At 67.7% G+C, this 13,712-nt stretch carries 15 protein-coding genes; 10 read left to right on the forward strand and 5 right to left on the reverse strand.

All coding sequences use genetic code 11. The features are described 5' to 3' along the window. Positions 1 to 135 precede the first annotated feature (135 nt). From NIBR502771_RS03775 to NIBR502771_RS03785, 3 genes are all read left to right on the forward strand, one after another. A complete protein-coding gene (locus NIBR502771_RS03775) occupies positions 136 to 1,263 on the forward strand; it encodes an aromatic acid exporter family protein (protein WP_141158549.1) in 1,128 nt (375 codons plus the stop codon). 29 nt (positions 1,264 to 1,292) lie between these two features. Continuing rightward, positions 1,293 to 2,666: a DNA repair protein RadA gene (gene radA, locus NIBR502771_RS03780; protein WP_141158550.1), complete on the forward strand. Its 1,374-nt coding sequence runs from the start codon at positions 1,293 to 1,295 to the stop codon at positions 2,664 to 2,666. Positions 2,667 to 2,786: 120 nt separating this feature from the next. After that, positions 2,787 to 4,466 (forward strand): HAMP domain-containing sensor histidine kinase, encoded by a 1,680-nt coding sequence (locus NIBR502771_RS03785; RefSeq protein ID WP_246839802.1) that lies wholly within the window; start codon positions 2,787 to 2,789, stop codon positions 4,464 to 4,466. 56 nt (positions 4,467 to 4,522) lie between these two features. On the opposite strand, the gene NIBR502771_RS03790 is transcribed toward NIBR502771_RS03785, so the two are convergent. Next, complete coding sequence (locus tag NIBR502771_RS03790) at positions 4,523 to 4,762, reverse strand: hypothetical protein (RefSeq protein ID WP_141158552.1); 240 nt, start codon at positions 4,760 to 4,762, stop codon at positions 4,523 to 4,525. Between the two features lie 120 nt (positions 4,763 to 4,882). On the opposite strand from NIBR502771_RS03790, the gene NIBR502771_RS03795 reads away from it, so the two are divergent. Further along, positions 4,883 to 5,371, forward strand: a complete 489-nt coding sequence (locus NIBR502771_RS03795) for an NUDIX domain-containing protein (RefSeq protein WP_141158553.1) — start codon at positions 4,883 to 4,885, stop codon at positions 5,369 to 5,371. A 103-nt stretch (positions 5,372 to 5,474) separates the two neighbouring features. On the opposite strand, the gene NIBR502771_RS03800 is transcribed toward NIBR502771_RS03795, so the two are convergent. Both NIBR502771_RS03800 and NIBR502771_RS03805 read right to left on the reverse strand, forming a co-directional pair. Further along, positions 5,475 to 6,704 carry a beta-ketoacyl synthase gene (locus NIBR502771_RS03800; protein ID WP_141158554.1) on the reverse strand — a complete coding sequence of 410 codons (1,230 nt, stop codon included), beginning with the start codon at positions 6,702 to 6,704 and terminating at the stop codon, positions 5,475 to 5,477. Between the two features lie 7 nt (positions 6,705 to 6,711). Next, positions 6,712 to 8,325: a peptide chain release factor 3 gene (locus NIBR502771_RS03805; RefSeq protein WP_141158555.1), complete on the reverse strand. Its 1,614-nt coding sequence runs from the start codon at positions 8,323 to 8,325 to the stop codon at positions 6,712 to 6,714. A 194-nt stretch (positions 8,326 to 8,519) separates the two neighbouring features. Between NIBR502771_RS03805 and NIBR502771_RS03810 the strand changes: the two genes are divergently transcribed. The 3 genes from NIBR502771_RS03810 (at position 8,520) to disA (ending at position 10,614) form a co-directional block, all read left to right on the forward strand. After that, the gene (locus tag NIBR502771_RS03810; RefSeq protein WP_141158556.1) at positions 8,520 to 8,750 is read left to right on the forward strand and encodes a hypothetical protein; all 231 of its coding nucleotides are present in this window, start codon (positions 8,520 to 8,522) and stop codon (positions 8,748 to 8,750) included. Between the two features lie 40 nt (positions 8,751 to 8,790). After that, complete coding sequence (locus tag NIBR502771_RS03815) at positions 8,791 to 9,291, forward strand: 2'-5' RNA ligase family protein (protein ID WP_141158557.1); 501 nt, start codon at positions 8,791 to 8,793, stop codon at positions 9,289 to 9,291. A 246-nt stretch (positions 9,292 to 9,537) separates the two neighbouring features. After that, positions 9,538 to 10,614, forward strand: coding sequence for a DNA integrity scanning diadenylate cyclase DisA (gene disA / locus NIBR502771_RS03820; RefSeq protein WP_141158558.1), 1,077 nt, complete (start codon positions 9,538 to 9,540; stop codon positions 10,612 to 10,614). A 96-nt stretch (positions 10,615 to 10,710) separates the two neighbouring features. On the opposite strand, the gene NIBR502771_RS03825 is transcribed toward disA, so the two are convergent. Beyond that, a complete protein-coding gene (locus NIBR502771_RS03825; protein ID WP_141158559.1) occupies positions 10,711 to 11,403 on the reverse strand; it encodes a hypothetical protein in 693 nt (230 codons plus the stop codon). Positions 11,404 to 11,677: 274 nt separating this feature from the next. Here NIBR502771_RS03825 and NIBR502771_RS03830 point away from each other — a divergent pair, with 274 nt between their 5' ends. From NIBR502771_RS03830 to NIBR502771_RS03840, 3 genes are read left to right on the forward strand one after another with little or no spacing between them, the layout of a single operon-like run. Beyond that, on the forward strand, positions 11,678 to 12,496 hold the full coding sequence (locus NIBR502771_RS03830; RefSeq protein WP_246839880.1) for an A/G-specific adenine glycosylase: 819 nt from the start codon (positions 11,678 to 11,680) through the stop codon (positions 12,494 to 12,496). 58 nt (positions 12,497 to 12,554) lie between these two features. Beyond that, complete coding sequence (locus tag NIBR502771_RS03835; protein WP_141158561.1) at positions 12,555 to 12,986, forward strand: DUF3592 domain-containing protein; 432 nt, start codon at positions 12,555 to 12,557, stop codon at positions 12,984 to 12,986. A gap of 29 nt (positions 12,987 to 13,015) precedes the next feature. After that, positions 13,016 to 13,522, forward strand: coding sequence for a hypothetical protein (locus NIBR502771_RS03840; RefSeq protein WP_141158562.1), 507 nt, complete (start codon positions 13,016 to 13,018; stop codon positions 13,520 to 13,522). On the opposite strand, the gene NIBR502771_RS20655 is transcribed toward NIBR502771_RS03840, so the two are convergent. Then, positions 13,519 to 13,692 (reverse strand): hypothetical protein, encoded by a 174-nt coding sequence (locus NIBR502771_RS20655; RefSeq protein ID WP_168223199.1) that lies wholly within the window; start codon positions 13,690 to 13,692, stop codon positions 13,519 to 13,521. The two genes, NIBR502771_RS03840 and NIBR502771_RS20655, sit on opposite strands and share 4 nt — an antisense overlap. Between the last annotated feature and the right edge of the window lie 20 nt (positions 13,693 to 13,712).

Raw genomic sequence — 13,712 nt, forward strand, 5'->3', positions numbered from 1 at the left:
TGTCCAAAGTGAACGGAGGATTAACGACGGCGGGATTTTGGCTGACAAATGCCGGGTCACCATTGCGCAGATCACACGCGTGGTCGTAGTGCACCTGAGCAGGGCAGGGGATCGGCGCTGAATAGTATTGGACCCATGGCCATCCCAGCAGGACTCTCAACAACTAAGCGGTTCCTGCGCAGCCGGGTCCGGACCGGGCTGATCCGCAGCCGCAACTCGTTTGTCCCTGCCATCCAGATGACGGTCTGCGCCGTGGGCGCCTACGCCTTCGCGGAGTACATCCTTGGCCACACCGGGCCGCTCTTCGCCGCCACCTCGTCCCTGATCGCCCTGGGGTTTTCCCGTGAGCCCCGGCTGCGGCGGGTGATGGAAGTCGGCCTGGGCTGCACCATCGGCATCGCCGTCGGTGACCTGCTCCTGCACTGGCTGGGGGGCGACATCTGGGTGGCCGCCGTCGTGCTCCTCTTCTCCATCCTGCTGGCCCGGTTCCTGGACAGCGGAAACATCTTCACCACCCAACTGGCGCTGCAGTCGCTGCTGGTGGTCTTGCTCCCGGCACCGTCCGGTGGCCCGTTCACCCGCAGTATCGATGCTGTGGTGGGCGGCATGTTCGCCCTGCTGGTGACCATCCTGGTGCCCAAGGATCCCCGCCAGGAGCCGCGCCGGGATGTGCGGAAGCTGCTGCATGAACTGGCGGAGGTACTGCGGGAATGCGCCGGCGCGCTGGTGAACAGTGACTCCACGCAGGCCTGGCACGCCCTGATCCGCGGCAGGAACTGCCAGCCCCTCGTGGATGCCATGCGCCAGTCCCTTCGCGCGTCCGGCGAGGTTGCCACCCTGGCTCCCGCCTACCGCCGGCACCGCGATGAACTGGACCGGCTGAAGCAGTCCCTGGATTTCATCGACCTTGCCCTGAGGAACAGCCGCGTGTTCGCCCGCCGGCTGACCAGCGCCATCAACCACACAGCGCTCTCGGATGAGGCGACGGACAGCATCGCCGGGGTGCTGCAGGAGACGGCCGCCGCCATCGACGAGCTGTCGCTGGGGCTCGCGGAGACGCATGAAGGAGTGCGCCGCGCCCACCTGCGCACTGCCCGTCGGGACCTGAGCGAGATCGCCCTTCGCCTGCATCCCAAACTGCTGGAGGTCCAGCGGCTGGAAGGCGAAACCGTCGTCATGCTGTTCCGGCCGCTGATGGTGGACCTCCTGGAAGCCACCGGCATGGACGCCGCCGAGGCCAGGGACGTCCTGCCCGCGCTTTAGTGTCTGTGGCCGCCACTAGGGTTGGACGCATGGCAACAAAGACATCCCGGGCGTCCAAGGCGCCCGCGTACAAATGCGCCGAGTGCGGCTGGACCACGGCCAAGTGGGTGGGCCGCTGCGGCGAGTGCCAGGCCTGGGGCACGGTTGAGGAAACGGGCACCGCCGTGGCGCGGACGACGGCGGCCACGACAGTCGTGGAGCCTGCGCGCCGGATTGCCGATGTGGACGCCACCACGGCGGCTTTCCTTCCCACCGGCGTGGACGAACTGGACCGGGTTCTGGGCGGCGGATTGGTTCCCGGCGCTGTCATCCTGCTCGCTGGCGAACCCGGCGTCGGAAAATCCACGTTGCTGCTGGACGTGGCCGCCAAGTTCGCCCGGACTGCCCAGGATGTCCTCTACGTCACCGGCGAAGAGTCGGCTGCCCAGGTGAAGCTGCGCGCCGAGCGGATCGACGCCGTCGCAGAATCCCTGTACCTGTCGGCGGAAACGGACCTGGGGCAGGCCCTGGGGCAGGTGGAAAAGATCGAACCGCGGCTGCTGATCGTGGACTCCGTGCAGACCCTCAGCAGCGCCGATGTCGACGGCAGCGCCGGCGGCGTATCCCAGGTCCGCGAGGTGGCGGCATCGATCATTGCGGCCGCCAAACGGCGGAACATGACCACCCTGCTGGTCGGTCACGTCACCAAGGACGGATCCATCGCCGGACCCCGCCTGTTGGAACACCTGGTGGACGTGGTGTGCCAGTTCGAGGGAGAGCGGCACTCCCGGCTGCGGCTCCTGCGCGCGGTGAAGAACAGGTATGGGCCTACCGACGACGTCGGGTGCTTCGACCTCAATGAGAACGGCATCGAGGGCCTGGCCGATCCGTCCGGACTGTTCGTCAGCCGCACCAAGGAACCTGTCTCCGGGACCTGCATCACGGTCACCATGGAGGGGCGCCGTCCCCTGCTGGCGGAGGTGCAGTCGCTGCTCGCCGAAAGCCCCAACTCGCAGCCGCGCCGCGCCACCAGCGGCCTGGACAGCTCGCGGGTGTCCATGCTGCTGGCCGTGCTGCAGCAGCGTGCGGGCACCCTGCTGCACAAGGATGACTCCTACGTTGCCACCGTGGGCGGGGTGAAGCTGAGTGAACCTGCCACGGACCTTGCCGTCGCCCTTGCCGTGGCCTCAGCCAAAGCACGCAAGCCATTGCCCATCCGCCTGATTGCCTTTGGCGAGGTAGGCCTGGCCGGCGAGGTCCGGCCCGTTCCCGGGATCAACCAGCGCATCCAGGAGGCCCACCGGCTGGGGTTCACGCACGCCGTGGTTCCTGCCAGCCACACGGGGCCGGGGCCTGTGCCGGCCGGCTTCTCGGTGCGGGAAGTGGAGCACCTGACGGAGGCGCTCAGCCTGTTAATCGGCTAGCAGCCCACGCCTGGCGGTCGTAGGGCCCTGGCGGCCGCCCGGTTTCCCGGCGGGTACTCTAGGTGCAGAACCTCCAGGCAGACGGAGGTCGTTGATTTCTGTGCTGGGGGAAGCTTGGTGATGCAGGAACAGCAGGGCGTCGCAGACGTTGCCGCCCAGGCACGCAGGGCACCCATGCAGCCTGTGGTGTCGGACCGTCTGGATAGCCTGATCGGGGGCCTCAGTGCGCGCAGACGCATGGCGGTGTGCCAGTTGCCGGTCTCGGCGACTGTCGGACTGGTGGTACTTGCCGCGGCCGCCTTCAGCCCCGCGACGCTGGCCAGCAACCCGTTCATGTCGGCCCTGCTGTTCCATGTGGCCATCGCGGCCGCATGCGTTGCCATCCCGTGGGGCAGGCTCCCGGCAAGCGCCTTCGCCGTTATTCCGCTCCTCGACTGCCTGGCCATCGGGTTCACGCGCGAGGCGGGAGGCCCGGCCTTCAGTGTCCTGAGCGTGACGCTGCTCTTCCCCGTCATTTGGCTCTCTGCGCAGGTCCGGCCGTACATGCCCGTCCTGGCCATTGTGGGAACCGTCCTCAGTACGGTGGCCCCCTCATTCCTCCAGGGCTCTGTACCGGCGGGCGGATCAATGATCCGTGTCCTCATCCTCCCGTTGGTAATGGCCGTCGTCGCGGTCAGCGCCCACGTCGTTGCCACCACCCTCCGCCGGCATCGCGCGCGGATCGTTCAGGATGAGCAGGACCTGGCGCGCACCCTGGACGAAAGCGTCCGCCGCCAGGGCCTGCTCGACGCAGTGCTGAAGGCCGTGGGTGTGGGCGTGTGGGTGGTGGATGCCCGGGGCCGCACCGTGCTGGCAAACAAGGCCATGCGCACGGACCCTGCCCTGGCCGGCGTCGTGGATCCTTCCGGCGGGCAGGGCCTGCTGATGGCGGACCGTTGCACCCCCGTACCAGCGGGCCTTCTACCCGCAGCGCGGGCCGCGGCCGGGGACGCCTTTGCGGACGAGCTGTACTGGGCCGGCCCTCCGGAGCGGCAGAATGCCTACTCCGTGAGCTCGCATGGTTTCCCGCCGGTGGGTGGCCAGGGAGCCGGTGCCGTCATTACCTTCGTTGACGTCACCAGCCTGGTGAGTGCGCTGGCCGCCAAGGACGACTTCGTTGCCACTGTCTCTCACGAGCTGCGGACACCGCTGACCTCCATCCTGGGCTACCTGGAACTGGTCCTGGACGAACCCGGCCACGAGGACGTCAGGGAGGAGCTCAATGTGGTGCGCCGGAACGCAGAACACCTGCTGAACCTGGTCAATGACCTCATCGCCGTCGCATCCGAGCGCGTTGACCTCTCACTCGAGGAGACGGACCTGGCCCGCCTGCTGGCGCTGGAGGTTGACGCCGCCCAGCCCAAGGCGGCCGGCAACGGGCTCCAGCTGGTGCTCGAGGCGGAGGAGCCGCTCCCCGCCAGGGTGGACCCGGAGCGGATCAGCCAGGTGTTCCGGAATCTGCTCTCGAATGCCATCAAGTACTCCCCCAACGGCGGCACCATCACGGCCCGGGCCCTCAGCACCGGCTCGGGCATGGCCTGCTCCATCACCGATACCGGGCTGGGGATGACCGCCGAAGAGCAGGAACAGGCGTTCACCAAGTTCTTCCGTTCAGCGCGGTCACGCGAAACGGCCATCCCGGGCGCCGGCCTGGGACTGCCCGTCAGCAAGACCATCGTCGAAGGCCACGGAGGTTCCATCAGCCTGGACAGCGAGCCCGGCGTGGGCACCACGGCAACGTTCACCCTGCCGCACGCCTAGCCAGCCCGGAACCTTGCCAGCCCCCAAAGCCGGGAAAGGGCTGCGGGCAGCGCAATTCAGGACGGGGCGCCGGCCAGCCAACTGGAAACGTCGCTGCGCAGCACCAGCAGCGGGCCGCCGGTGGCGCTGACGTTGCCGTTTGCCACATAGTATCCCCGGCCCGAGCCCGTGCCCCCGGCCGCGCGGTCCAGGGCATCCACCAGATGCCGCGGCAGGTGGCCCTGCGGACCAAGGCTGCGGAGCTCGTCCACTTCTTCCGGCGTAAGCCGTCCCAAAACCTCAGCAATGTTGGCCACGAGTGCTCCTTTCGAGCGGAGTGACTGGCAATGTGCCTGAAGGAATAACCTAGAGCAGCGCCGTGAACTCCACGTTAACGGCGGACGGCAACTGCACTTTTCTGAAGATCCGGAGACCCAATGCCCATTCGAAGCGCAGGCATCCTGCTGTACCAACAGGACTCCGCCACTCCCGCGGGGGCCCGGGATGGCTTGCAGGTGTGGATCGCCCACATGGGCGGTCCCTTCTGGGCGCGCAAGGACACCCACGCCTGGTCCATTCCAAAAGGTGAGTATGCCGACGGCGAGGATCCGCTGGCCGCGGCGCTGCGGGAGTTTGCAGAAGAGATGGGGACCGCGGCCCCGGAGGCCGACTACCGGCTGCTGGGCGAGTTCCGGCAGTCCTCGGGAAAGCTCATCACCGCCTATGCCGCCGAAGCCGGCTTCGCCCCTGAGGTGGTCTCCAGCAACACGTTCCCGTTGGAATGGCCCAAGGGGTCCGGCAAAATCCAGCACTATCCCGAAATTGACGACGCCCGCTGGTTCCCGGAGCAGGAGGCCCGGACCAAACTCGTGAAGGGCCAGCTGCCCATCCTGGATGCACTGGTTGAGGGCCTGGCAGCCAGCTAGAAGACCTGCGTGGATGGCCCGCTCCCTCCGGATCGCCGGTACAGTGCGGGAACGCCGGAGGGTTCCGGCGTCCCCGCACCATTCCGGCGTGTTCGGCGTCTGCCTAGGCGCCGGCGATCACCAGGGCAACGCTGTGTCCACCGAAGCCGAACGCGTTGACCAGGCCGGCACGCGGGGATCCGGCAGCCAAGGCCAGGGAGTTTTCGGTCACGACGTTGAGGTCCACTTCCGGGTCCAGCGACTCCACATTCAGCGTCCCGGGCAGGTGTCCGGTGCGCAGGGCTTCGAGGACCACGACGGCGGCCAGCGCACCGGCGCCGCCCAACAGGTGTCCGGTGTGCCCCTTCGTGGACGTGACCGGCACGGAGGCGCCGAAGACTGCATTGATCGCCTGGCCTTCCAGCCGGTCGCCCACCGGGGTGGACGTGGCGTGTGCATGCACGAAGCCGATGTCAGCCGGCTGCATGCCTGCCGCATCCAGTGCCTTCTGCATGACCCGCCGCTGCATCGCGGGATCGGCGGCCACAATGTCGTTGGCATCGGAAGTCACCGCTCCGCCGGCCACGGCCCCAAGGACGGCGGCACCGCGGGCACGGGCGTGCTCCTCGCTCTCCAGCACCACCACTCCGGCGCCCTCGGCGAGCACAAAGCCGTCCCGGCCGCCGTCGAAGGGACGCGAGGCCCGCTGCGGGTCATCCGAACGGGTGGACAGGGCACGGATCTGGGCGAAGCCGCTGATCACCAGGTCATTGACGGAAGCATCCACACCGCCGGCAATCACGACGTCGGCAGCACCGGAGCGGATCAGCTCTGCCGCCTGCACAATCGCCTCAGCCCCGGAGGCGCAGGCGCTGACAGGCGTCCGGGCGCCCCCGCGGGCACCGAGGTCGATGGACACCCACGCGGCCGGGCCGTTCACCATCAGCCGGGTCAGGGTATGGGGCGACACCTTGCGCGGACCTGACTGGTTCAGTGCCCGGTCCTGCTCGATGGTGGAACCCAGTCCGCCGTAAGCGGACCCGATCACCACCGCGAACCGTTCAGGGTCCACGTCGGGGCTGCCGGCCTGCGTCCAGGCCTCCCGGGCCGCAACCAGGGCGAGCTGGCCGCAGCGGTCCATCCGCTTCATTTCGCGGGTGCTGAGGTGCTCCGAAAGGTCAGCCGTGACTTGGCCGGCCATTTGGACCGGCAGCTGTTCCGCCCAGTCCTGGTCCAGCGCCGTGATTCCGGAGCGGCCGTCCAGCAGGGCTTCCCAGGTTTCCTTGACCGTGGAACCAAGGGGATTGATGGTTCCGGCGCCGGTTACTACGGCGCGGGGTGCAGGAGTTTCCACAAGTGCCTTACTTCGCCGGGTTGTGCGTGCCGATGGGCAGCAGCGTCAGGTCAGGGTGGTTCTTCTCGATCCTGCGCAGCGCCCAGACGTCGTTGAACAAAGCGAGGTATTCGCCGTCGGACCGCAAGAGCACCTCGGCGCCCGGAACGTTTGCCAGCGCGGGCATGGCATCCGCCGTCGAAATCCTGGCCAGCGAGTAGGGCAGGCGCTCCAGCCGCATGGGGGCGCTGAAGTCGTGCGCCATGCGGTCCTCCACCACTTCGAACTGCATAGGCCCGACGGCGGCAAGCACCGGCGCCTGGTCTCCGCGGAGGTCGGAGCGGAGCAGCTGGATGACGCCTTCGTGTTCCAGCTGCTCGATGCCGCGGCGGAACTGCTTGAACTTGCTGGGGTCCTTGGACCGGGCCACCTGGAAGTGCTCGGGGGCGAACAGCGGGATGGCCGGGTACTCCACCGCCTCCTCGAGGAACAGGCTGTCGCCCACGCGCAGCGAGGAAGCGTTGACCAGGCCAACCACGTCGCCAGGGTAGGCCTCGTCGATGACCTCGCGTTCGCGGCCGAAGACCTGCTGGGCGTACTTGGTGGCGAAGGACTTGCCGGTGCGGGTCTGGGTGACCACCATGCCGCGCTCGAAGACGCCGGAGCAGACGCGGATGAAGGCCACGTGGTCGCGGTGCGCCTTGTTCATGCCCGCCTGGACCTTGAACACAAAGCCGGAGAACGGCGATTCGACCGGTCGCGGCTTGCCGTCGATGTCCGGGCGGGGCGCGGCCGGCGGGGCGAAGTCAACCAGTGCGTCCAGCAGTTCCTTCACGCCGAAGTTCAGCGCTGCGGAGCTGAACAGGATTGGGGTGGCCTTTCCGCCGTGGAAGGCCTCGACGTCGAAGTCCAGGTTTGACTCGATCACCAGACCCGCTTCGTCGACGGCGTCGGACCAGTTGCTGCCCTGGTCCTCGGCTGCTTCCTCGGGGGTGAAGTACTCGGTGATGGCAATCTGGGCTCCGGCGTTGTTGCGCTGGAACCGGGCGAAGCGGTCGTTCCGGAGGTCCCAGACGCCGCGGAAGTCGCCGGAGATCCCTACGGCCCAGGTCAGCGGCATCGGCTGCAGGCCGGTGCGTTCGGTGATCTCGTCCATCAGGGCCAGCGCGTCCAGGCCGGGACGGTCCCATTTGTTGATGACGGTGATGATGGGCAGGTTCCGCTGCTTGCAGACCTCAAAGAGCTTCATGGTCTGGGTTTCCAGGCCCTTGGCGGCGTCCACCAGCATGACGGCGCAGTCGACGGCGGCGAGCACGCGGTAGGTGTCTTCCGAGAAGTCCGCGTGGCCGGGGGTGTCCAGCAGGTTGATGACAGTGTCCCGGTAGGAGAACTGCAGGGCGGCGGAGCTGATGGAGATTCCGCGGTCCTTCTCCATCTGCATCCAGTCCGAGACCGTTTCCTTGCGGTTGGCCTTGCCGCTGGAGGCTCCCGCGGTACCGATCACCTTGGCATGCAGGGCGAGGGCCTCCGTGAGCGTGGACTTGCCGGCGTCAGGGTGGGAAATGACGGCGAAGGTCCTGCGGCGGCCCGCCTCCTTGTGAATCTCGGAGATCCGGGCGGGGGTCAGGACATCTTGGGACACGGTGCTACTTTCGCTGCGGTTGTGGCTGCCCAGGGCCTTTCGGGTTCTGCACTGCGGCTCACGGGCGGGAATGTCATTGGCAGAGGGCCAAAGTACAAGTTTATCGCAGGGCCGCAAACCGGTCCCGGCCGCGCTTAACGCGGGCGAAACCGGACGTTCAAAGCCTCGAAATGCCGGGCCGTTAGCTTTGGCGCATGATCCATGGCGCCATTTTCCCGGGCAACCTCTTCTTCGATCCGCTCGCCACCAACCTGGCCGCCGGCCCGGCTGGTGCGGCCACGCAGGGGTCTGCTGCTGCCCTTCCGTCAGCCCCGCAGCGAAAACGCGGCGTCCAGACCGCGGCCGAGCACAAAGCGCTCCGGGCGGCGTCCCTTTCGAAGGTCAGCCGGGATTTGGAGCGGATGCTCCGGGACCGCAAGCGCTGACGTTTCCCCGGCCACCCCGCAGGACCGGCATGATGGGCTTATGCGCAGCATCGAACTGGTCTTTGATGACAGCACCGACGCCCTCCTCCGGGCCGACTGGGCGAGGCTCGAGGCCGCCGGCCTCCCAAGCCTGGCCGCGCACATTTCCCCCAGCAACAGCCCGCACGTCACGCTCGCCGCAGGCATGGACCTGCAGGCCGGGCAGGAAGGACCTTGGGCAGCATTGCCCCTGGACCTGACGTTTTCCGGAGCCATCGTTTTTCCGTCCGGCCCGGGCAAATATGTGCTGGCCCGCGCGGTCCTGCCAACCGCTCCGCTGCTGGACCTGCACCGGCGCCTGCACCAAGGTCTTTCCGGTGCGCAGCCGCTGACGCTGCCGGGCGCCTGGACTCCGCACGCCACCATCTCCCGCCGCATCCCCGGTTACCAGCTGGGAACGGCCCTGGACCTGCTGGACCTGCGCATCGACGGCCGATGCGCGGCGGCGCGGCTATGGGACAGCAGCACTAAAACGGTGACGCCGCTGGCCGGGGCGGCCTGAGCGGAGATCCCGGCCGCGGGCCGGGAGCACGAAAAGTACCCATCGGGTGCGTGGCCCGGACTGCACTTTCCCCGCAGTCCGGCCCACCCCCTAATGAGGCACTTTGGGGCTTGCCCGTGCGGAACTTAGGCTTCTTACCCCTATCATTGAGCTTGCGGGAACCAGAGCACTTTTTGGTCCTGCCGGACAACTGCAGATGCCGGCATTCCTGCGGGCGGCGGTCCGCACCTTCGAAGGGAAACACCTATGGCGCGGAGCCCCGAAGAATCGCTGAGGGCCACGCTGGGCCGGGTTGCACCCGGAACTCCCCTCCGCGACGGCCTGGAACGGATCCTCCGGGGGCGCACGGGCGCACTGATCGTCCTGGGCTCCGACCGCACCATCGATTCCATCTGCTCCGGCGGCTTCGATATCGGCATCGAGTTTTCGCCCACCCGCCTGCGGGAGCTGGCGAAGATGGACGGTGCCATCGTCTGCGACAAGGACGCCGGCAATATCCTGCGCGCAGCCGTCCAACTGGTCCCGGACTCAAGCATCGAAACACAGGAGTCAGGCACCCGCCACCGCACGGCGGAACGGGTGGCCAAGCAGACCGGAGTGCCTGTCATCTCCGTCAGCCAGTCCATGCAGATCATCGCCCTGTACGTTAACGGTTTGCGGCATGTCCTGGAGGGTTCCGAAAACGTCCTGGCACGCGCCAACCAGGCCCTCGCCACCCTGGAGCGGTACCGTGCCCGGCTGGACCAGGTCACCAGTTCGCTGTCCGCGCTGGAAATCGAAGCAATGGTGACGGTGCGGGACGTTGCAGTCACCCTTCAGCGGCAGGAAATGGTCCGCCGCATCTCCGAGGAAATTTCACAGTATGTGCTGGAACTCGGCGAGGACGGCCGGCTGCTCTCCCTCCAGCTCGACGAACTCACCGTGGGAAGGGGGCCCGGCAGCGACGTTATTATCCGCGACTATGCCAGCCCCAATGCCTCCGCGGATGACATCGACAAAGCCGTCCACGAACTGGTCAACCTTGGCCCCACGGAACTGATCGACCTGGGCAAGATCGCGGCCATTGTTGGTTTCGCGGGCGGGGAAGCCAACCTCGATGCAGTGGTCCAGCCCCGCGGATACCGGCTGCTGTCCGGCCTGAAGGCAGTTCCCAAGGCCGTGGCCGACCGCCTGGTGGACCATTTCGGCGGCCTGCAGTTCCTGATGGCTGCCACCATTGACGACCTCATGACCGTTGACGGGATCGGTGACCAGCGTGCCCGCACTGTGCGCGAAGGCCTGAGCCGGATGGCAGAGGCCAGCCTCCTGGACCGCTTCCTCTGAAATCCCCATCCGTGGGATGACGCCCATCGATTGCTCCGTCGTTGTCGTTATGGAGCCTGAAAGCGACAGTTGCGCAGCAATCGATGAAGGGGCAGCTCAGTTCAGCTGGAAGACAGCCTTGGGGCTGGCACGCGAACCGAGTTTCGCGGTGAAGATGTAGTACGCCCCGCCGCCACCGGGGGCGGCGGCCACGGCTTTGCAGCCATCGGCGCTGCGGTTCCTGCCCCACGGAAAGTTGGCGGTTTCGCTGGCGCCCGGCGCAATCACCTTCACCAGGTCCTCGCTCGAAGCCTGGCAGTCCTTCGAAGAGAAGATCCGGTCAGCGCCGCTGGTGACCAGGAACTCCATCTGTGAGGTTCCGATGTTGACCTCGCAGGGGACGGTGCCGCCGTTGGTCACTTTCAGGGTGAGCAGCGGGTTTTCGCCCGGGCCGTAGGAGGGCTTGTCGGTGGCGGCCGTGACGGTCACCAGGTTCTGGTTGCAGGTGGGGGTCGGCGCCACAGTGGGCGTCGGTGAGGCGGATGGAGTTGCCGGGGCCGAAGCTGAGGGGGCGCCTGCCGAAGCCGCAGAGGCGGAATCGGTGGAGGAGGGCTGGGTGGATGAGGCCTGCTGCGAACCGCCGCGGAAGGCACCGGCGAGCGCGAAACCGCTGACCACCAGCACGATTGCAAGCAGGAGCGCGCCGCCGGCCGCCAGGCGCCGCCGCCGGTACACGGCGGCACTCGGTTTCCGGACGCTGCTGGAACCCGCTGCCGTGCCGCGCGCTGATGAATTGCCTTGCCTGCCCATCCTCCTAGGCTAGGGAAACCCACCGGATCTGCACTGCCACCACGCCGCCGCATCCGCATCGCTCTCGTCACAACCGGTTTGCCGCCCGCGCGAACCCATCCACTACAGTGTTGGCATCGACACTCAAACCTCCCCCATCACGCCTGCCCGGGCGGACAATGCAGAACTGGACCAGCTCCACCAACGGATCAACGGGTGGTTCGCCGGCATTGCCCGCGATTTGCCCTGGCGTGAACCCGGCTGCTCCCCGTGGGGCGTCCTGGTCAGCGAGATCATGCTGCAGCAAACCCCGGTGGTCCGGGTCCTCCCCGTGTGGCAGGAGTGGCTCAAGCGTTGGCCCACCCCCGCCGGGCTGGCGGGCGAACCGGCAGGGGAAGCCGTCCGTTCCTGGGGCCGGCTGGGCTACCCCCGCCGGGCGCTGCGGCTGCACGCCGCAGCGGCCGCGATCGTGCAGGACCACGGCGGCAGGGTCCCGGACACCCACGCCGAGCTGCTGGCCCTTCCCGGGGTGGGCAGCTACACGGCCGCCGCGGTGGCAGCTTTCGCGTACGGCCGCCGGGAAACGGTGGTGGACACCAACATCCGCAGGGTGCACGCCCGGCTGGTGTCCGGCGTCGCACTGCCCGCCCCTGCGCTGACGGCGGCGGAGATGCGCCTGGCCGCTGCCCTGCTGCCGGACGACGACGATACCTCCGTGCGCTGGAACGCCGCGGTGATGGAACTTGGGGCCTTGGTGTGCACCGCCCGGGCGCCGAAGTGCGCCGCCTGCCCGGTCAAGGACTCCTGCGCCTGGCTGGCGGCGGGTGAGCCCCCGCCGTCGTACGTTCCCAAGGGGCAGGCATGGCACGGCACCGACCGCCAGGTCCGCGGCGCCGTGATGGCCGTGCTCCGGCTGGCGGAATCGCCGGTGCCGCCGGACATGTTCCAGCGTGAACCCGCCGACCTTGGCTTCGCCCCCGAAGGGATCGGCGTGCCGCTGGCCGCGCTGCACCGGCTCAACTCCGCGCCTGAACAGCTGGAACGGGCGCTGGCGGGGCTGCTGGCGGACGGGCTGGCGGAGATGCACGACGGCGGTTACCAGCTTCCAGCCTGACCCGCCGGGGTGCCCGCCCGGGATGGCATACTTCTTGGTGACCGGAACCGGGGGAAACGTGAAGACCATTCTGTACATCGTGTGGGCGCTGTTCGTTGCCGGCGTGGTATTTTCGCTGCTCTACGCGGCCCGCAGGACCAGGCGCCAGCAACAGCAAATGGCGTCCTGGCCGAAGGCGCAGGCAACGGTCACCGGCAGCGCCACCGGCTGGACCAGCGGCATTGGCGGCGCCAGCAGGAACCTCCGCCACTTCCCCACGTACCAGTTCACGGACCCGCGCGGCACCCTCTTCATGGGCAAGTCGGAGATATCCGGGGTGCAGCCGCCTGTGCCGGGCGCTCTGATCGAGGTGGCCTACAACCCGGCGGATCCCAATGAGTCACTCCAAGTGTCATCGGAGCCACGTACCGCCACGGGGTGCCTGATCGCGTTTTTCGCCGTCTTCGCGGTGGCGTCGTTCTGGTTTATCGGCATTTTCCCGATGGGCTGAGTGTCCCGCCGGGGCGGTAGCCTGAAGGCATGCACAAGCCGGGACTGCTGGTGGCATTGGGGATGGCTGCGGCGCTCCTTTCCGCCTGCGGGCCGGCCGGCAGCGCCTGCCCGGCGATTGCGCAGGCCACCGCCGTGACCGTGACAGTCACCGCCGGCTACTCCTCCCAGGTGCGCACGTTGCACCTGCGGGCCTGCCAGGACGGCACCTGCAAGGAGTTCGACGCCGAACTGCGCGCCGGCAGCTCCTCCGTGGGTCCAGGGTGCACCGAAGAGGGTGCCTGTTCGGCCACCGCATCCCCGGACGGAACCAAGGTGGCAACGCTGATGCTGGAGACGCTTACGGAATCACCCATGGTGGTGACCGCTTCCGGCACGGCTTCCGACGGGACGGCGATGGCCGTCCGCACCCTGGAGTTCCGTCCGCAGGCGCTGTATCCATTCGGTGAGCAGTGCGGAAAGTTCCTGTCGGCATCCCTCACGCTGGACGGCGGCGGGCTGCACCAGCAGCCCGTACCCCAAAAGCCGCTGGGCTAGAAAAGCGCCGGCTGGGTGAAGGTATCGCCCTCGGGGTTTCCGGGCAGCGGTCCTCCGGCCACCGGCTCAGCGCTCCAGTCGAAGCCGAGTTCGGCGAGCAGTTCCTCCACGGAGGCCTGGCCGTCCAGCACTTCGATTTCCTGGGAGTTTTCTGCGAGCGGCCGTTCCATGGCATCGAGCTTATTCGCAG

This window comes from Pseudarthrobacter sp. NIBRBAC000502771 (assembly GCF_006517215.1).
Classification (GTDB): Bacteria; Actinomycetota; Actinomycetes; order Actinomycetales; family Micrococcaceae; genus Arthrobacter; species Arthrobacter niigatensis.

Bases quoted from the DNA above. Each gene is read 5' to 3' on its own strand.
- NIBR502771_RS03815 (WP_141158557.1), top strand. From the start codon at position 8,791: ATGCGCAGCATCGAACTGGTCTTTGATGACAGCACCGACGCCCTCCTC.
- NIBR502771_RS20655 (WP_168223199.1), bottom strand. From the start codon at position 13,692: ATGGAACGGCCGCTCGCAGAAAACTCCCAGGAAATCGAAGTGCTGGAC.
- NIBR502771_RS03825 (WP_141158559.1), bottom strand. From the start codon at position 11,403: ATGGGCAGGCAAGGCAATTCATCAGCGCGCGGCACGGCAGCGGGTTCC.
- NIBR502771_RS03785 (WP_246839802.1), top strand. From the start codon at position 2,787: ATGCAGGAACAGCAGGGCGTCGCAGACGTTGCCGCCCAGGCACGCAGG.
- NIBR502771_RS03775 (WP_141158549.1), top strand. From the start codon at position 136: ATGGCCATCCCAGCAGGACTCTCAACAACTAAGCGGTTCCTGCGCAGC.
- NIBR502771_RS03810 (WP_141158556.1), top strand. From the start codon at position 8,520: ATGATCCATGGCGCCATTTTCCCGGGCAACCTCTTCTTCGATCCGCTC.
- disA (WP_141158558.1), top strand. From the start codon at position 9,538: ATGGCGCGGAGCCCCGAAGAATCGCTGAGGGCCACGCTGGGCCGGGTT.
- NIBR502771_RS03795 (WP_141158553.1), top strand. From the start codon at position 4,883: ATGCCCATTCGAAGCGCAGGCATCCTGCTGTACCAACAGGACTCCGCC.
- radA (WP_141158550.1), top strand. From the start codon at position 1,293: ATGGCAACAAAGACATCCCGGGCGTCCAAGGCGCCCGCGTACAAATGC.
- NIBR502771_RS03840 (WP_141158562.1), top strand. From the start codon at position 13,016: ATGCACAAGCCGGGACTGCTGGTGGCATTGGGGATGGCTGCGGCGCTC.
- NIBR502771_RS03830 (WP_246839880.1), top strand. From the start codon at position 11,678: ATGCTGCAGCAAACCCCGGTGGTCCGGGTCCTCCCCGTGTGGCAGGAG.